The 16681-nt window shown below is 58.8% G+C and carries 15 protein-coding genes; 14 read left to right on the plus strand and 1 reads right to left on the minus strand.

Features of this window, described 5'->3' with window-relative positions:
• Positions 1 to 373 precede the first annotated feature (373 nt).
• The 9 genes from infC (at position 374) to DLM86_RS18700 (ending at position 11609) form a co-directional block, all read left to right on the plus strand.
• Entirely contained in the window at positions 374 to 874 is a 501-nt protein-coding gene (gene infC / locus DLM86_RS18660; protein ID WP_110841570.1) for a translation initiation factor IF-3, read from the plus strand.
• Positions 875 to 896: 22 nt separating this feature from the next.
• Positions 897 to 1097 (plus strand): 50S ribosomal protein L35, encoded by a 201-nt coding sequence (gene rpmI / locus DLM86_RS18665; protein WP_110841571.1) that lies wholly within the window; start codon positions 897 to 899, stop codon positions 1095 to 1097.
• Between the two features lie 72 nt (positions 1098 to 1169).
• The gene (gene rplT / locus DLM86_RS18670) at positions 1170 to 1529 is read left to right on the plus strand and encodes a 50S ribosomal protein L20 (protein WP_110841572.1); all 360 of its coding nucleotides are present in this window, start codon (positions 1170 to 1172) and stop codon (positions 1527 to 1529) included.
• Between the two features lie 571 nt (positions 1530 to 2100).
• Positions 2101 to 3846 carry a biosynthetic-type acetolactate synthase large subunit gene (ilvB, locus tag DLM86_RS18675; RefSeq protein ID WP_211326552.1) on the plus strand — a complete coding sequence of 582 codons (1746 nt, stop codon included), beginning with the start codon at positions 2101 to 2103 and terminating at the stop codon, positions 3844 to 3846.
• Entirely contained in the window at positions 3843 to 4334 is a 492-nt protein-coding gene (ilvN, locus tag DLM86_RS18680; RefSeq protein ID WP_110841574.1) for an acetolactate synthase small subunit, read from the plus strand. Before ilvB ends, ilvN begins: the two co-directional genes overlap by 4 nt.
• Before the next feature lie 192 nt (positions 4335 to 4526).
• On the plus strand, positions 4527 to 5519 hold the full coding sequence (gene ilvC / locus DLM86_RS18685; protein ID WP_110841575.1) for a ketol-acid reductoisomerase: 993 nt from the start codon (positions 4527 to 4529) through the stop codon (positions 5517 to 5519).
• A gap of 344 nt (positions 5520 to 5863) precedes the next feature.
• Entirely contained in the window at positions 5864 to 7414 is a 1551-nt protein-coding gene (locus DLM86_RS18690; RefSeq protein ID WP_110841576.1) for a 2-isopropylmalate synthase, read from the plus strand.
• Between the two features lie 238 nt (positions 7415 to 7652).
• Entirely contained in the window at positions 7653 to 11054 is a 3402-nt protein-coding gene (locus tag DLM86_RS18695; RefSeq protein WP_110841577.1) for an Ig-like domain-containing protein, read from the plus strand.
• 180 nt (positions 11055 to 11234) lie between these two features.
• A complete protein-coding gene (locus DLM86_RS18700; protein ID WP_110841578.1) occupies positions 11235 to 11609 on the plus strand; it encodes a VOC family protein in 375 nt (124 codons plus the stop codon).
• Positions 11610 to 11694: 85 nt separating this feature from the next.
• Here the strand turns inward: DLM86_RS18700 and DLM86_RS18705 are convergent, their stop codons facing one another.
• Positions 11695 to 12894: an aminotransferase-like domain-containing protein gene (locus DLM86_RS18705; RefSeq protein ID WP_110841579.1), complete on the minus strand. Its 1200-nt coding sequence runs from the start codon at positions 12892 to 12894 to the stop codon at positions 11695 to 11697.
• Positions 12895 to 13124: 230 nt separating this feature from the next.
• On the opposite strand from DLM86_RS18705, the gene leuB reads away from it, so the two are divergent.
• The 5 genes from leuB to DLM86_RS18730 all read left to right on the plus strand — a co-directional run bounded on the left by leuB (position 13125) and on the right by DLM86_RS18730 (position 16608).
• Positions 13125 to 14204 carry a 3-isopropylmalate dehydrogenase gene (gene leuB / locus DLM86_RS18710; protein WP_110841580.1) on the plus strand — a complete coding sequence of 360 codons (1080 nt, stop codon included), beginning with the start codon at positions 13125 to 13127 and terminating at the stop codon, positions 14202 to 14204.
• A 278-nt stretch (positions 14205 to 14482) separates the two neighbouring features.
• Positions 14483 to 15031 (plus strand): peroxiredoxin, encoded by a 549-nt coding sequence (locus DLM86_RS18715; RefSeq protein WP_110841581.1) that lies wholly within the window; start codon positions 14483 to 14485, stop codon positions 15029 to 15031.
• A gap of 94 nt (positions 15032 to 15125) precedes the next feature.
• On the plus strand, positions 15126 to 15581 hold the full coding sequence (locus DLM86_RS18720; RefSeq protein ID WP_110841582.1) for a redoxin domain-containing protein: 456 nt from the start codon (positions 15126 to 15128) through the stop codon (positions 15579 to 15581).
• A gap of 21 nt (positions 15582 to 15602) precedes the next feature.
• A complete protein-coding gene (gene gcvH / locus DLM86_RS18725; RefSeq protein ID WP_110841583.1) occupies positions 15603 to 15986 on the plus strand; it encodes a glycine cleavage system protein GcvH in 384 nt (127 codons plus the stop codon).
• 187 nt (positions 15987 to 16173) lie between these two features.
• Complete coding sequence (locus tag DLM86_RS18730) at positions 16174 to 16608, plus strand: hypothetical protein (RefSeq protein ID WP_110841584.1); 435 nt, start codon at positions 16174 to 16176, stop codon at positions 16606 to 16608.
• Positions 16609 to 16681: the final 73 nt, after the last annotated feature.

Below are 16681 nucleotides of genomic sequence, written 5' to 3' on the forward strand. Positions count from 1 at the left end.
GGTTGACACGCCGTCGCATCGATGGTATAGTGGTAAAAGTGTTCAATAGCGTAACCAAGCAGAAGCGCCCGCTTCTCACCTTGGCCGACCGGAGTCGGCGGGTTCATACGACGGAACGGAACCTTCTTGTTCTATGGTCATGATCGGATGAGGGCGTATACTGCCCGCATCCGTTTTTGTTTGCCTTCTCTTGGTTAGGTTAACGGCCGTTCCCGGGGAACCCCCAAGAAGTACCGGGAATAGCCGACAAAGCTTTACTCACTTTGGGGGTAGGTTTCCGGGGGGTTCCCCCGAAAGTACCCGGAATACCGACAAGCTTTACTTCACTTTTGGGGGTAACTTTGGGAGGTGGAACGCTATTAGTAAAGACCATTTGATCAACGACGAAATTCGTGCGAAGGAAGTGCGCCTCATCGGCGCGGACGGCGAGCAGCTCGGCATCAAATCGTTCCGCGATGCGATGCAGCTTGCAGCCGAAGCGAACCTCGACCTGGTCAACGTCGCACCGACGGCCAAGCCGCCCGTTTGCCGCATCATGGATTACGGCAAATATCGGTACGAGATGCAGAAGAAAGAAAAGGAAGCCCGCAAAAATCAAAAAATCGTCGAGCTGAAAGAAATTCGTCTCTCGGCGACGATCGACGAGCACGACTTCCAGACGAAACTTCGCAACGTCGTCAAGTTTTTGCAGGACGGCGATAAAGTGAAGCTGTCCGTCCGTTTCCGCGGACGCGAAATCACGCACGCCGATATCGGTCAGAAGGTGCTGGAGCGGATGGCGGCCGAGGTCGAGAACGACTCGATCGTCGAACGCAGGCCGAAGCTGGAAGGCCGCAGCATGATCATGATTTTGTCGCCGAAACCGCAAACCTAATCTTACGAGGAGGACCACCATAATGCCTAAGATGAAAACGCACAGCAGCCTGAAAGACCGCATCAAAATTACCGGAACCGGTAAAGTGAGAAGATATAAAGCTTACAAAAACCACTTGATGTACGGCAAATCGCCGAGCCAAAAGCAACGCCTGGGCAAATCGCCGATCATGGCGACCGGCGACGTAGCTCGTCTGAAGCAGCAAATTTCCAACCTGAAATAACCGATTATCCCGATTACTTATCGATAAAGGCCGTTGCATAGCGGCCCAATAACGCTCAGGAGGTAGTTCATCATGGCAAGGGTAAAAGGCGGTATCGTCCGCGCACGTCGACGCAAAAAAATACTGAAATTGGCGAGAGGCTATTTCGGTTCCAAACATACGCTGTTTAAAACGGCGAAAGAGCAAGTGATGAAGTCGCTGATGTACGCATACCGCGACCGCCGTCAAACGAAGCGCAACTTCCGCAAGTTGTGGATCGTACGGATCAACGCGGCTGCCCGCATCAACGGCCTGTCGTACAGCAAGCTGATGCACGGCCTGAAGCTGGCCGGCGTCGAAGTAAACCGCAAAATGCTCGCCGACCTCGCGGTCAACGATCTGAAAGCTTTCTCCAGCTTGGCCGACACGGCGAAGCAAAAAATCAACGCCTAATGCACGAACGAGGCCGCCCCGTCAGGGCGGCTTTTTGCGCTTCTCGCGGGGGTTCGGACTGCGGATTGGCCGCAGGCTTGCGGACGACCAGACCGAGCAGGGCGACCCTCGCCGGACAAAATGCCGATTATGGTCTTGACTATTCGACCGGGAGTGTTATAATAAGTTCTAACATTGATTCCATTATTGCGTTATCGGCTATGAAGAGGACGAAGTGATAAGGGCTCTTATGTTCCAGAGAGCTTAAGGATGTGCTGAAACCTTAGCCATAATCCCTTGTCGACGAGCTCACCTCGGAGCTGTTTCCCTGAAAAACGGTGTCAGAAGGACGCTGCGCTAGTAGGGGGAATCGGATTGGCACACGTTACCGTGCCGCAGGTAAAGGCGACCTCGAGGCGTCCGATACTTGCTAAGGCTTTGCGTCGCGAGGCGCATCGCAAAATTGGGTGGTACCACGGAAGAGCTAACCCCTTTCGTCCCGTTCGCGTATTCATGCGCAACGGACGAAAGGGGTTTTTTGTTCGTTAGGCGCGCATGCCGTTTCGTTCAAACTTTGAGAGGAGGGTCACTTATGTGTGCTCAAATGGAAGCGACACTGTCTAAGGAACAACTGCGTCAAAAGCTGCTTCAGCCGGATGTCATCTCCGGGTCGGAGATTTTGCTTCGCTCGCTGCTTTTGGAGGGTGTGGACTGCGTCTTCGGTTATCCGGGCGGCGCCGTGCTGTACATTTATGACGCGATGCACGGGAACCCGGACTTCAAGCATTTGCTTACCCGTCACGAGCAGGGTGCGATTCACGCCGCGGACGGCTATGCGAGGTCGACCGGCAAAGTCGGCGTCTGCATCGCGACTTCCGGACCGGGAGCGACCAATCTCGTCACCGGGATCGCCACCGCCTATATGGATTCGGTGCCGCTCGTCGTCATTACCGGCAACGTAGCGACCCAATTTATCGGCACCGACGCGTTCCAGGAAGCGGATATTACCGGCATTACGATGCCGATTACGAAACATAGCTATCTCGTGCGGAAGGTCGAAGATTTGCCGCGCATCATCCACGAGGCGTTCCATATCGCCAATACCGGCCGGAAGGGCCCCGTCCTGATCGACATTCCGAAGGACGTATCGGCGCTCAAGACGAAGTTCGTCTATCCGGAGACGATCGACATTCGCGGCTACAACCCGACGGTGCAGCCGAACAAGCTGCAGGTCGACAAGCTGCTGCAGGCGATTCAGGAAGCCGAGCGGCCGGTCATCATCGCCGGCGGCGGCGTCGTCTACGCGAACGCGGCTCCCGAGCTGATCGAGTTCGTCGACAAGACGCAAATCCCGATCACGACGACGCTGCTCGGCTTGGGCGGCTTCCCGAGCGGCCACGAGCTGTGGATGGGGATGCCGGGCATGCACGGCACGTACACGGCGAACCAGGCGATCCAGAACGCCGACCTGATCATTTCGATCGGCTCCCGATTCGACGACCGCGTCACGATGAATTTGGACGGCTTCGCGCCGAACGTGAAGAAGATCGCGCACATCGACGTCGATCCGGCCGAAATCGGCAAAAACGTCAAAACCGACATTCCCGTCGTAGGCGACGTCAAGGCGGTGCTCCGCATCGCCAACGAGAAGGCGAAGCCGGCTCCGGCCAAGGAATGGATCGCGGAAATCGCCGCGATGAAGCGGCAGTTCCCGCTGAAGTACAAAGATTCCGACGACGAGCTGAAGCCGCAATTCGTCATCGAGATGATCAACGAGACGACGAAGGGCGAGGCGATCGTCACGACGGACGTCGGCCAGCATCAGATGTGGGCCGCGCAATATTACAAGTTCCAAAACCCGCGCTCGTTCATCTCCTCCGGCGGTCTCGGCACGATGGGCTTCGGTTTCCCGTCGGCGATCGGCGCCCAGATGGGCAACCCGGATAAGCTGGTCGTCTCGATCAACGGCGACGGCGGCATGCAGATGTGCGCCCAGGAGCTGGCGATTTGCGCGATCAACAACATCCCGGTCAAAGTCGTCATCATCAACAACCAGGTGCTCGGCATGGTGCGGCAATGGCAGGAAATCATTTACGACAACCGGTACAGCCATATCGATCTGGCCGGCAGCCCCGATTTCGTCAAGCTCGCGGAGGCTTACGGGGTGAAAGGCTTGCGGGCGACGACGAAGGAAGAAGCCCGCAAGGCGTGGCAGGAAGCGCTCGACACGCCGGGACCGGTCGTCATCGACTTCGTCGTTCCGAAGGGCGAGAACGTGTTCCCGATGGTTACGGCGGGCAGTACGTTAAGTCAGATGATATTGGGGGATTCGGAATGAGTTCGACGAGGCATACCATTTCCGTTTTGGTCAATAACCAGCCTGGCGTCCTGCAGCGCGTATCCGGATTGTTCGGACGCCGCGGCTTCAACATCGAGAGCATCACCGTGGGCGAGTCCGAAGAGGCCGGCTTGTCCCGGATGGTCATCGTGACGACCGGCGACGACCGGACGCTCGAGCAGGTGCAGAAGCAGCTGTACAAATTGATCGACGTCATCAAGGTCGTCGATCTGAGCTCGCACCCGATGGTCGCCCGCGAGCTCGCGCTGATCAAGGTGAGCGCCGAGCCGAGCATGCGGCCGGAAATTCTCGGCATCGTCGAGACGTTCCGCGCGGCCGTCGTCGATATCGGGCCGACGTCCCTCATCGTGCAGGTCGTCGGGGACACGTCCAAAATCGACGCGATGGCGGAGCTGCTCAAGCCGTACGGCATTCGCGAGTTTTCCCGCACCGGCGTCACCGCGATGATTCGCGGACTGGCGAAGTAAAGATGCAAGCCTTAAGGGCCGCTTGACGGCAGGCGGCCCTGCCATCGACCCGTTTCCATTCATTGCAACTTGTCGTGAGTGGGAGTCCGGCCGGACGAGCCCGGCAAGTCCGGCTGCTCGCACCCGCGGCGGTTCGCCCGTCCGGACGCCCACTCACAGGGTTGTTAAAAAGATCAAGGAGGAAATTATCCCATGGCAGTAACAATGTATTATGAAAAAGACGCCGACTTGAGCGTACTCTCCGGTAAAACGGTCGCGATTATCGGCTACGGCAGCCAAGGCCATGCCCAAGCGCAAAACTTGCGCGACAGCGGCGTGAAAGTCATCATCGGTCTTCGTCAAGGCCGTTCCTGGGAACAGGCGAAAAACGACGGCTTCGAAGTCGTATCCGTTGCGGAAGCGGCAAGCCGCGCCGACCTCGTGCAAATTTTGATGCCGGACGAAACGCAAGCGAAAGTATATAACGAAGAAATCGCGCCGAACCTGAAAAAAGGAGCCGCTCTCGTCTTCTCCCACGGCTTCAACATCCATTTCGGCCAAATCGTGCCTAGCGCGGACACCGACGTCTTCATGGTCGCTCCGAAATCGCCTGGTCACCTCGTTCGCCGCGTCTACGTCGAAGGCTTCGGCGTACCGGGCCTGATCGCGATCTACCAAGACGCATCCGGCAAAGCGAAAGATCTCGGCCTCGCTTATGCGAAAGGGATCGGCTGCACCCGCGCGGGCGTCATCGAGACGACGTTCCGCGAAGAAACCGAAACCGACCTGTTCGGCGAGCAAGCCGTTCTGTGCGGCGGTACGTCCGCCCTCGTCAAAGCCGGCTTCGAAACGCTCGTGGAAGCGGGCTATCAGCCGGAGATCGCTTACTTCGAGTGCTTGCACGAGCTGAAGCTGATCGTCGACCTGATGTATGAAGGCGGTCTGGCGGCGATGCGCCACTCGATCTCCAACACGGCCGAGTACGGCGACTACGTCACCGGTCCTCGCGTCGTAACGGACGAAACGAAGAAAGAAATGAAGAAAGTGCTCGAGGACATCCAAAACGGGACGTTCGCGCGCAACTTCATTCTCGAAAACCAATCGAACCGCGCGTTCTTCACCGCTACGCGCCGCCGCGAGTCCGAGCATCAGCTCGAGACGGTCGGCCGCCAGCTGCGCGAAATGATGCATTGGATCAAGAAGTAATCGGGCGCGCCAGCCCGATTGCTAGAAGTTCAATCGCTTTGATGGGGATTGAATGAAAGTGGGGAGAAGTCCGAGAAGAGATGAAGCGGTTCGGGGCAAGCGGCGGGGAGCATGCGCTCCACCTCCGTCAAACTCGTGTTGTCTTGAATAGGTAGTAAGTGGGACAACACGAGTTTGAAAGTCGGACGCTCCGCTTTCCGCCGCACACTCCCCACCTCTTTTGGCGGTTCAATAATCTCTTCCGGACGTTCTCGTCCAAAACAGGTTCAATCCCCCTCAAGCGGGGATTGAACTTCTGTATTATCTGGGGCTATGCGCCCGAGGGAAAATAGGGGGTGGATGGCATGCGCAAAATTTACGTATTCGACACGACGCTGCGCGACGGCGAACAGTCGCCGGGCGTCAACCTGAATACGCAGGAGAAGGTGGAAATCGCCCTCCAGCTCGAGAAGCTGGCGGTCGACCGGATCGAAGCCGGATTCCCGGCGGCGTCTCCGGGCGACTTGGCCGCGGTGAACGCGGTGGCCCGCGCCGTCCGCAACGCGAGCGTCATCGGCCTGTCCCGCTCCCGCGAGCAGGATATCGACGCGGCCCGGGAGGCGCTCAAGGACGCGCAGGATCCTTGCCTGCACCTGTTCCTCGCGACGTCGCCGATCCATCGGAAGCACAAGCTGCGGATGGAGAAGCACCAGGTGCTCGAAACGGCCGAAGCGGCGATCAAGTACGCGAAAAAATATTTTAGCAAAATCGAGTTTTCGCCGGAGGATGCCGGCCGCACCGAGCTCGATTTCCTGTGCGAAGTGACGGAGATGGCGATCCGCGCCGGCGCAACGGTCGTCAACATTCCGGATACGGTCGGATATATGACGCCGAGCGAGTTCGGCAACATTTTCAAAACGTTGAAGGAAAACGTGCGCGGCATCGAAACCATCCAGCTGAGCGCGCACTGCCACGACGATCTCGGCATGGCGACGGCGAACGCGCTGGCCGCCATCTTGAACGGCGCCGACCAGATCGAAGGCACGATCAACGGCATCGGCGAGCGGGCCGGCAATACGGCGCTCGAGGAAGTCGCGCTTGCGCTCGAGACGCGCCAAGAGTTTTTCCAGGCGAAGACGTCGCTCGTCCTGAACGAAATCGCCCGTACGAGCCGTCTCGTCAGCAAGCTGACCGGCATGGTCGTCCCCGGCAACAAGGCGATCGTCGGCGCGAACGCGTTCGCCCACGAGTCCGGCATTCATCAGGACGGCATGCTGAAGGAGAAGACGACGTACGAGATCATCTCGCCGGAGACGATCGGTCTGAAGGAAAGCAAGCTCGTCCTCGGCAAGCATTCCGGACGCCACGCGTTCCGCGAGAAGCTGATCGACATGGGCTACGACCTGAACGACGAGCAGGTGAACGAAGCGTTCGCCAAGTTCAAGGTTCTCGCCGACCGGAAGAAAAACGTCATCGACGAAGATATCCGTGCGCTGATCGAGGAAAAGCTCGTCCAGACGCCGGAAGTGTTCGTGCTCGACACGATCCAGCTGTCCTACGGCAACCAGTCGGTGCCGATGGCCACCGTGCGCATCGTGCAAGCCGAAGGGACGATGCTCGAGGAAGGCTCGATCGGCAACGGCTCGGTCGACGCGATCTACAAGGCGATCGACAAGGCGACGAAGGAAGAGGTCGAGCTGGAAGACTACTCGATCAAGTCGGTCACGCACGGCAAGGACGCGCTCGGCGACGTGCACGTCGTGCTGAAGCAGGGCGACATCTCGGTGCACGGCCGCGGCGTCAGCACGGACATTCTCGAGGCGAGCGCCAAGGCGTACATCGATGCGATCAACCGGCTGATCGACAAGCGCAAGACGCCGGGCGGCGGCCGCCACGGCAGCATGTCGCTCATCTGACGCGAACCTGATCAAGCAAGGAAGAAAGCCCTCTACCGTTCATGGAGACGAAGGAGGGCTTTTTTGGTTTGACCGGAAGCGCCAAATCTATTAAAGACGAATCGAGCCTGCCAAAGGTTGCAGCTTTTCTGAAAATATTGGTCTAAATTTCTTGTCTCAACTTGTCGATATAAAGAAAAGATTGTTAAATGTTGCTAAGACCAAAAAACGGTCCGGATGGAAGGACCGGGGGAAAGGAATGGCCGATTTGACGCAATGGAACAAACGGACGGGCACCGGGTCCGGATTCAGCCTGAAATCGTTCGGTATCGTCATGCTGCAGTTCATTCTGATCGCCGCCATGATCACGGGACCGGGTTCCGGCCTGGCTTGGGCCGCGGACGAAATTTCGCGCCTCGTGCTGAACAAGAACACGCTGACCTTGTCCGAAGGCGATACGTATTCGCTGACGGCGACGTCGGTTCTCGTCAACGGCTCGACGTCGGACGTCACGATCAAAGCCGATTGGAATTCCGGCGACACGAACGTGGCGACGGTCTATGCGGGCAACGTCACCGCGAAGAAGGAAGGAACGGCGACCGTTACCGCCACTTATATGGGCAAAACGGAAGTCGTCAACATTACGGTACATAAAAAAGTGAAAAGCTTGTCCAAAGACAAGACGAAGCTGTCCAAGCGCGTCGGACAGGCACCCGAGCAAATTACGCTGGAAGCGGCGTATACGGACGGGACGACGGAAGACGTCACCGCCAAGGCGGAATGGAAGTCGGAGAGGGACGCCGTCGCGACGGTCGTCAACGGCAAGGTAACGCCGGTGGCCGCCGGGGAGACGAACGTGACGGCGACGTACGGCGGGAAAAGCGTTACGATACCGGTCGGCGTCGATATCGTGCGCCGGATCGATCCCGATCCGGAAAGCGTCGACCTGCGCGTGGGCGGCAGCTCGGACGTGCAGCTCATCGCGATGTTCGAGGACGGGGCGACGGACGACGTCGCCGACAAGGCCGAATGGACGACGGCCAACGGAAGCATCGCCGACGTGTTCAAAGGCAAGGTGACCGCTTACGGCGCCGGCCAGACGACGATCACCGGAAAATACGGCGGCAAGTCGGCCACCATCATCGTCAATGTCGAGACGGTCAAGCGGCTGGAAGCCGATAAAACCGATCTGTTCCTCAAGCCCGAGCAGTCCGCTCCGGTCGTCTTGACAGCTTATTATGCGGACGCGGACAATTCGAGCCAGGTCGTAACGACCAAAGCGACGTGGTCGAGCAGCGACGAGTCGATCGCGGACGTGGAAGACGGCGTCATCACGGCCCATTCGGTCGGGCAGGCGACGATTACGGCCAGCTACGGCACGAAGACGGTCTCGATTACGGTCGACGCCGGCATTGCCCGCAAGCTGGAAGCGAACAAGACGTCGCTCTCGATGCGCAAGAACGGCACCGAGGACGTCAAGCTGGAGGCGGTTTTCGCCAGCGGCGCGAAAGAAGACGTGACCGCCCAAGCGACTTGGTCTTCGAGCGACGAAAGCGTCGCCTACGTATCGAATGGGAAAGTGCGGGCGAACGGAAGCGGAGAGGCGACGATCAAGGCGGAATACGGCGACAAGTCGGTATCGATTCCGGTACGGGTCGATACGGCGCGCGGCTTGAAGGCGACGCCTTCGGCGCTCGACGTCAAAACCGGCGACTCGAAAACGGTCAAGCTGGAAGTGACCTATGCGGACGGGACGACGGAGGACGTGACGGCGAAGGCGGAGTGGAGCTCCGACAAGCCGGAAATCGCGGACGTCATCGACGGGACGATTACGGCGCTCGGCACCGGTCAAGCGGTCATTACGGGCAAATACGGCGACAAGACGGCGGTTGTAACCGTCAACGTGGAGCTGGCGAAGAAGCTGAAGGCGAGCAAGACGGACTTGTTCCTGAAAGTCGGGGGAACCGACAATGTGACGCTGGAGGCGACGTTCGCCGACGGGACCGTCGCCGACGTGACGACGAAAGCCGAATGGTCTTCGGACGACGCCGACGTGGCCGATGTGACCGACGGCAAAATCAAGACGTACAAGTCCGGGCAAGCGACGATCACCGCCGCTTACGGCGGCAAGACCGTCTCCGTTAACGTAGACGTCAGCGTGGCGAGGAAGCTCGACATCGACAAAAAGTCGCTCTCGCTGCGTAAAGGGGATACCGCGGCCGCGCTGAAGCTGACCGCATACTATGCCGACGGCTCCAACGAGCCGGTGACGGACAAGGCGGAGTGGAGCTCCGATCAGGAAGGCGTCGCGATCGTCAGCAACGGGGTGATCCGGGCGATCGATTCCGGCGAAGCGAAAATTACGGCCAAATACGGCGACAAACTCGTAACCGTCGCGGTATCCGTCGATCCGGCGTCGAAGCTGGAGGCGGACAAGCAGCGCATCGAGCTGCAGCCGGGCAGCACGGCCGATATTGCGCTGACGGCTACGTATGCCGACGGCAAGACGGAAGACGTGACGGGCAAGGCGGAATGGATTTCGAGCAACGAGTCGTTCGCCACGGTGAGCGACGGGACGGTAACGGCCGTTGCGCGCGGCGAGGCGGTCATTACCGCCAAGTACGGCAAGAAGACGGTGAAAGTGTACGTCAGCGTCGGCGCGATCGAATCGCTGACGGCGAGCGACAAAACGTTGTATCTGAAAGAGGGCGAAGGCAAGCAAATCGTCCTCACGTCGAAATATAAGGACGGCATGGTCAAAGAGTCGACGGACGAAGCGGAATGGACGTCCTCGCAGCCGGGCATCGCCGAAGTGTCCCACGGCTACGTCACGGGTGTGGCGAGCGGGAAATCGACGATTACGGCCAAGGTCGGCGAGAAGTCGGTAACCGTCGTCGTCCAGGTCGAGCTGGCCGACAAGCTGACGGCCACCCACCGGAGCGTCGTCCTGCGCAAGGGCGGCGAGCAGCAAATCGGCTTGACGGCCACCTACGGCAACGGCACGACCGAGGACGTGACGAATAAAGCGGTATGGACCGTGTCGTCGACCAAGATCGCGGACGTGAACAACGGGCTGGTTACGGCGTACGAAAGCGGCCGAGTGACCGTAACCGCGAAATACGGCGCCAAGACGATCTCGATTCCGGTCGATATCGACACGGCGACGAAAATCGCGATCAACAAAAAATCGACCTTGCTGAAAACCGGGCAATCGGAGCAGCTGACGGTGACGGCGACGTTCTCCGACGGGACGACGCGCGACGTAACCACCGAGGCGGAATGGACGACCCGTTCGTTCAAAATCGCGGACGTCAACGAGAAAGGCGTCGTAACGGCCGTCGGCTACGGAAAGACGACGATTTCGGTCAAATACGGCGGCAAAACCGCATCGATTCCGGTCGAAGTCGACAGCTTGAAATATTTGAAGACGAGCGTGAAAACGATCGAGCTGAAGGCCGGCCAATCGAAGCAGGTCGCCCTGACGGCTACGTACAAGGACGGCACGGAAGGCGAAGTCGCGCCGCTCGCCGAATGGAAAAGCTCGAAGGATACGGTAGCCGACGTCAAGGACGGCACGATTACCGCCTACGGGAAAGGAACGGCGACGATTACGGCGAAGTTCGGCGGCAAAACGGCTACGCTGAAAGTGATCGTCAAGTAAATCGATTTTAGTAGCCCTGCGGCACCTGTTCGGTGCTGCGGGGCTTTTGTGTTTCTTGGTAGGAGGGGGCACGAGGCGGGGAAACCCCTATTCGGTTTTCGGGAAGGTGTGATATAATTGAATGAAGGTTTCATTGAATGATATTATGTTTCGCATAATGAAACAATTGGAGGGGTTTATATGGAGTATCGGTTTCTCGGCATCGATCACGTACAGCTGGCCGCTCCCGCCGGTTGCGAGGACGAAGCGAGACGTTTCTTCGGCGGCCTGCTCGGCATGGAGGAGATCGCAAAGCCCGCTCAGCTGCTCGGACGAGGCGGCGTCTGGTTCCGGTGCGGCGCCCACCAGCTGCACGTCGGCGTGCAGGCCGACTTCGTGCCGGCGGCGAAGGCGCACCCGGCGTTCGAGGTGCAGGGGCTTGCGGCGCTGCGCAGCCGGCTTGCGGCACACGATATCGCCGTCATCGAGGACGAGCCGCTGGAGGGCGTCAGCCGCTTCCATATCCGCGACCCGTTCGGCAACCGGGTCGAGCTGGTCGAGAAGCATCGGGAATAAGCCGCATACCAAACAAAACATCCTCCTTCCCGAATCGGGAGGAGGATGTTCGATGTTGGGCTTGGCCCGAACGCGCAAACGGCGATCAAGCGTTCTGCTTGTACGCGGCCAGCGCTTCCGCGAGCCGGTCGAGGCCGAGCTTCATGCTGGCGTTGTCCGTATGCGTGAAGTTGAGGCGCATCGTGTTGCGGCGCGGGTTCTCGGCGTAGAAGTCGACGCCCGGCACGAAGGCGACGCCTTTTTCCACCGCTTTTTTGAGCAGCTCGGAGGCGTCGATGCTCTCCGGCAGCTCGACCCAGAAAAACATGCCGCCTTGCGGCTCGCTCCACTTCAGGTCGGCGAAGCGTGCGTCCTGGAGGAGCGACTTCATCAGCTCCATACGGGACCGGTACTCCTTGCGGATCGTCCGGATATGTCCGTCCAGATCGAAGTGGGTAAGGAGCTGGTACAGCGCCTGCTGGTCGAGCGTGCTCGAATGAAGGTCGACCGCCTGCTTCGCCTTGGCCATTTGCGCGATGACGCGCGAATCGCCTACGATCCAGCCGGTCCGAAGCGCAGGCACGACCGTCTTGGAGAACGTGCTCGTATACAGCACCGCGCTTCCTTCGGGATGCTCGTCGAGCGAGAAGATGGACGGATAGCTCGCGTTCTCGTCGAATTGGATCTCCCCGTACGGATCGTCCTCGAGGATGAGCACGTTGTTCGGCTTGCACCGGGCGAGAAGTCCTTGACGGCGCTCAAGGCTCCATACTTTGCCGGTCGGGTTGGCGAACGTCGGCGTGACGTACACCATCTTCGGCTTGTACTGCGCCAGCTTCGCGTCGAGATCGTCCATCAGCATGCCGTGCTCGTCGGCATCGACGCCGACGACTTGGACGCCGCTCGCTTTGAAAATTTGCAGAGCCGCCAGGTAGGTCGGGTTTTCGACCAAGATGACGTCGCCCGCGCTCAAGTAAATGCGCGTCAGCAGGTAGATCGCCTGCTGGGAGCCGGTCGTGATCAGCATGTTCTCCGGCTTCACCGTGACCCCTTTGGCGGCCATCCGGGTGCCGATCGCTTCGCGCAGCGGCGTGTACCCTTCGGTCAAGCCGTACTGGAGCGAGCCTTTGCCGCCGGTTTGGAATACGCGCTCGAACGCTTCCTTGACCGCTTCGATCGGAAAGTAATCCTCCGCAGGGAGTCCCCCGGCGAGCGAAATGACCGCGTTTCCTTGGGTCAGCTTCAAAATTTCACGTACCGCGGACGATTTCAGGCCGTCGGTAAAACTTGAAAAAGTGTAATTCATACGGGTTCTCCCTTCCTTCGCATAAGCATATTGTACCCGATTTTGGAGGCGGTTTCTAATTTTTTTGTCACGATTCGACTTTTTGCAGGGGAACGGTTCGATTATAACGTTTGCCTATAACGCCGATAGCTTTTATATCTTTGTCAGGAGAGCCGATTTGTGTGACAATGAGAACATGGCAGGAGAGCAGCAATCCGAACCAACCATTCTAGCGTAGGAGTGAACCCCCCATGGCGGACACGAAAAAAATCGCGATTCTTCCGGGCGACGGCATCGGCCCGGAAGTGATCGCCGAAGCGGTTAAAGTATTGAAGAAGACGGAAGAGCTGTTCGGCTACAAATTCGAAACGGAGAGCAACCTGTTCGGCGGCATCGCCATCGACGAGAAGGGCACTCCGCTCCCGCAGGAGACGCTCGAGATGTGCAAGCGGGCCGACGCGGTGCTGCTCGGCGCCGTGGGCGGTCCGAAATGGGACAACAACCCGAAGGAGCTGCGTCCGGAGACGGGGCTGCTCGGCATCCGCAAGGCGCTCGGCCTGTTCTCGAACATTCGTCCGGCCGTCATCTTCGACTGCTTGAAGGAAGCGTCCACGCTGAAGCCGGAAGTGCTCGAGGGCACCGACCTGATCGTCGTGCGCGAGCTGACGGGCGGCATCTACTTCGGCGAGAAGTTCCGCCGCGACACCGACAACGGCCAGGAAGCGGTCGACACGTGCGTCTATAACGTCAAGGAAGTCGAGCGGATCGTCCATCAGGCGTTCCAAATCGCCCGGACGCGCCGCAAGAAGCTGTGCTCGGTCGACAAGGCGAACGTGCTGGAGACGTCCCGCCTGTGGCGCGAGACGGTGAATCGGATCGCACCGGAATATCCGGACGTCGAGCTCGAGCACGTGCTCGTCGACAACTGCGCGATGCAGCTGCTGCGCCGTCCGTCCAGCTTCGACGTGATCGTCACGGAGAACATGTTCGGCGACATCTTGAGCGACGAAGCGGCGATGCTGACGGGCTCGATCGGCATGCTGTCCTCGGCTTCGCTCGGCGAAGGCAGCTTCGGGCTGTACGAGCCGGTGCACGGCTCCGCTCCGGACATCGCGGGACAAGGAATCGCGAACCCGATCGCGACGATTTTGTCCGTCGCGCTCATGTTCAAGCTGTCGTTCAACTACCAGGAAGCGGGCGACGTCATCGAGAATGCGGTCAAGAACGTGCTCGACGCCGGCCACCGCACGGGCGATATCGCTGTCGACAAGAGCAAGGCGATCGGCACGACCGCCATGGGCGACCTGATCGTTGCCGCGATGAAGCGATAATAACGCAATCCCCCTCGATCGAGGGGGATTTTTACTGTGCCGTTAAACGTTCGCGAAACGAACGATTGATGAGCCGAATCGTTAATGCCGCGAATCGCTTTTTTAATAATAATAAATATTAGTTGCGACTTCTTCTCGATATTGACTTTCCCGAATCGGGATGATACGATTTTACTCGTGAGCGTGGTAAGCACGCCCCATTCAACCATTCGCACGATGTTCCTACATAACGGCCACGTCGTACGTAGCGAACCGAATCATAGGGAGGTAGAACACGCATGGCAGAACGTTTGGTAGGCAAGAAGGCGCCTTATTTCGAAATGGAGACGGCGCTCGGCAACGGCCAGGAGTTCGGCAAAGTTTCGCTTAACGATTACAAAGGCAAATGGCTCGTCATGTTTTTCTATCCGCTCGACTTCACCTTCGTATGCCCGACCGAAATCATCGCGATGAGCGAAGCATACGAGCAATTCCAAGACCTCGACGCTGAAGTTCTCGGCGTCAGCACGGACAGCAAGCATTCGCACCGCGCTTGGATCAACACGCCGCGCGACTCGAACGGTCTCGGCCAGCTGAACTACCCGCTCGCCGCCGACTACACGAAGTCGGTCGCCCGCGACTACGGCGTCCTGATCGAAGAAGAAGGAATCGCTCTCCGCGGATTGTTCATCATCGATCCGGACGGCGAGTTGAAATACCAAGTGGTCAACCACCTGGACGTAGGCCGCAGCGTCGACGAGACGATCCGCGTGCTGCAGGCGCTCCAATCCGGCGGCTTGTGCCCGGCGAACTGGAAGCCTGGTCAAAAAACGTTGACGGCGAAGTAATCGTCCGCATTACGCACACATACCCGAAAACCCCCCTGCCTGCCCAAGCTGCAGGTGGGGGGCTTTTTCGTAACAGGAGGGGATTCGCATGCCAATGCGCTTGCGCGAGCAAATGCCCGAATTCCAAGGCGTCACGGAGTGGGCGAACGGCGAAACGAGCAAGAGCGAGCTTTCGGGCCGCCCGGTGCTCGTCCATTTCTGGGCGGTCAGCTGCTACATGTGCAAGGAAAGCTTGCCGCTCTTGAACGAATGGCGGGACAAATACGGCGAGCAGTACAATCTGCAAATCGTCGGCGTTCATATGCCCCGCTCGGAGAAGGACACCGACCTCGAGACGGTCCGCTCCACGATCGAGCAGTACGGCATGAAGCATCCGATCGCCATCGACAACGACCATGCGGTCACGGATTCGTATCAGAACGAATACGTGCCGGCTTATTATTTGTTCGACGCGGAAGGCCAAATGCGCTTCTTCGGCGCAGGGGAGAAAGCGATCGGCATGGTCGAGCAGCGGCTTCACAAAATATTGGGGCCGAAGGAAGAAGCTTAAACTCTCGGGAGGGATTGTCCAGTGAACGTACCAGCAGAGCTGAAGTACAGCGAAGAGCACGAGTGGGCCAAGGCGGACGGCAACAAGGTGACGATCGGCATTACCGACTTCGCACAGAGCGAATTGGGCGACATCGTATTCGTGGAGCTGCCGAAGGTCGGCGACACCGTCGAATTCGGCGAGCCGTTCGGCAGCGTCGAATCGGTCAAAACCGTATCCGAGCTGTACGCTCCGGTAACGGGCAAAGTGGTGGAAGTGAACGGTGCGCTGGAAGACGCGCCGGAGAACGTCAACAAGTCCCCGTACGGGGACGGCTGGATGATCGTCGTCGAGCTCGACGACGTGTCCCAGCTGGACAAACTGTGGAGCGCGGACAAGTACAAGGAAACATACGGTCAAGGCTAGTCTCGCTTCTCCCGAGCATCGACACGAAAGAAGACGCGCGGTCCCGCTGTAGAGCGGGGGCTGCCGCGTCTTTCTTTTTGCCTAATAATGGGCGGTCCGGCAAAAAGGAATTTTCGACCCGGAGGGCGAATAGGTTTAGGTAGAAAATCGGAAGTACGCGACGTACGGGAAGAGAGGAGGCATGGCCATGAGTTTTTGCTGCGGAGCCGGCATGATCGGCACGAAAGGAACTTTGCGGCATGTCGATACCCATATTCATAATGTGCCGTTGCTGTTTTGCCCGGTGTGTCACCGCATCGAGGTTCATTATATGGTGGAAAGCGAATACGAAATATTGGCCGAATACGCACACGGCGACGGCGCCGCCGAAGTCGACTTTCAAGATTATGTGGAGGACAAGGCGGAGGCCGGCCTGTACGACAATTGCGTCAACCGCGAGTCGGACGATCCGGCGGATATCGTATCCGACCAGATCGACATGGCGCTTGACCTGCTGTCCGTCGCGAAGGAGCTGGGAGACGGCGAGTGGGAGGAGCAGCTGAAGAAACGGTTGACCGCCCTCAACGAGCGACGGAACAAACTGCAGAAAAAAGCGTTCTCCGCCGGCAACCGGAAAGGCTGAACGAACTGACGCCTCTCCGTGCGAGGGGCGTTTTTTGCGGGAACCGAAGCCGGTGATCGTTCCGGCCGAAGCC

Source organism: Paenibacillus flagellatus, assembly GCF_003217775.1.
GTDB classification, from domain to species: domain Bacteria; phylum Bacillota; class Bacilli; order Paenibacillales; family NBRC-103111; genus Paenibacillus_AB; species Paenibacillus_AB flagellatus.

Coding starts and splice junctions, on each gene's coding strand:
- rpmI (WP_110841571.1), top strand. CDS start 897: ATGCCTAAGATGAAAACGCACAGCAGCCTGAAAGACCGCATCAAAATT.
- rplT (WP_110841572.1), top strand. CDS start 1,170: ATGGCAAGGGTAAAAGGCGGTATCGTCCGCGCACGTCGACGCAAAAAA.
- ilvB (WP_211326552.1), top strand. CDS start 2,101: ATGTGTGCTCAAATGGAAGCGACACTGTCTAAGGAACAACTGCGTCAA.
- ilvN (WP_110841574.1), top strand. CDS start 3,843: ATGAGTTCGACGAGGCATACCATTTCCGTTTTGGTCAATAACCAGCCT.
- ilvC (WP_110841575.1), top strand. CDS start 4,527: ATGGCAGTAACAATGTATTATGAAAAAGACGCCGACTTGAGCGTACTC.
- DLM86_RS18690 (WP_110841576.1), top strand. CDS start 5,864: ATGCGCAAAATTTACGTATTCGACACGACGCTGCGCGACGGCGAACAG.
- DLM86_RS18695 (WP_110841577.1), top strand. CDS start 7,653: ATGGCCGATTTGACGCAATGGAACAAACGGACGGGCACCGGGTCCGGA.
- DLM86_RS18700 (WP_110841578.1), top strand. CDS start 11,235: ATGGAGTATCGGTTTCTCGGCATCGATCACGTACAGCTGGCCGCTCCC.
- DLM86_RS18705 (WP_110841579.1), bottom strand. CDS start 12,894: ATGAATTACACTTTTTCAAGTTTTACCGACGGCCTGAAATCGTCCGCG.
- leuB (WP_110841580.1), top strand. CDS start 13,125: ATGGCGGACACGAAAAAAATCGCGATTCTTCCGGGCGACGGCATCGGC.
- DLM86_RS18715 (WP_110841581.1), top strand. CDS start 14,483: ATGGCAGAACGTTTGGTAGGCAAGAAGGCGCCTTATTTCGAAATGGAG.
- DLM86_RS18720 (WP_110841582.1), top strand. CDS start 15,126: ATGCGCTTGCGCGAGCAAATGCCCGAATTCCAAGGCGTCACGGAGTGG.
- DLM86_RS18730 (WP_110841584.1), top strand. CDS start 16,174: ATGAGTTTTTGCTGCGGAGCCGGCATGATCGGCACGAAAGGAACTTTG.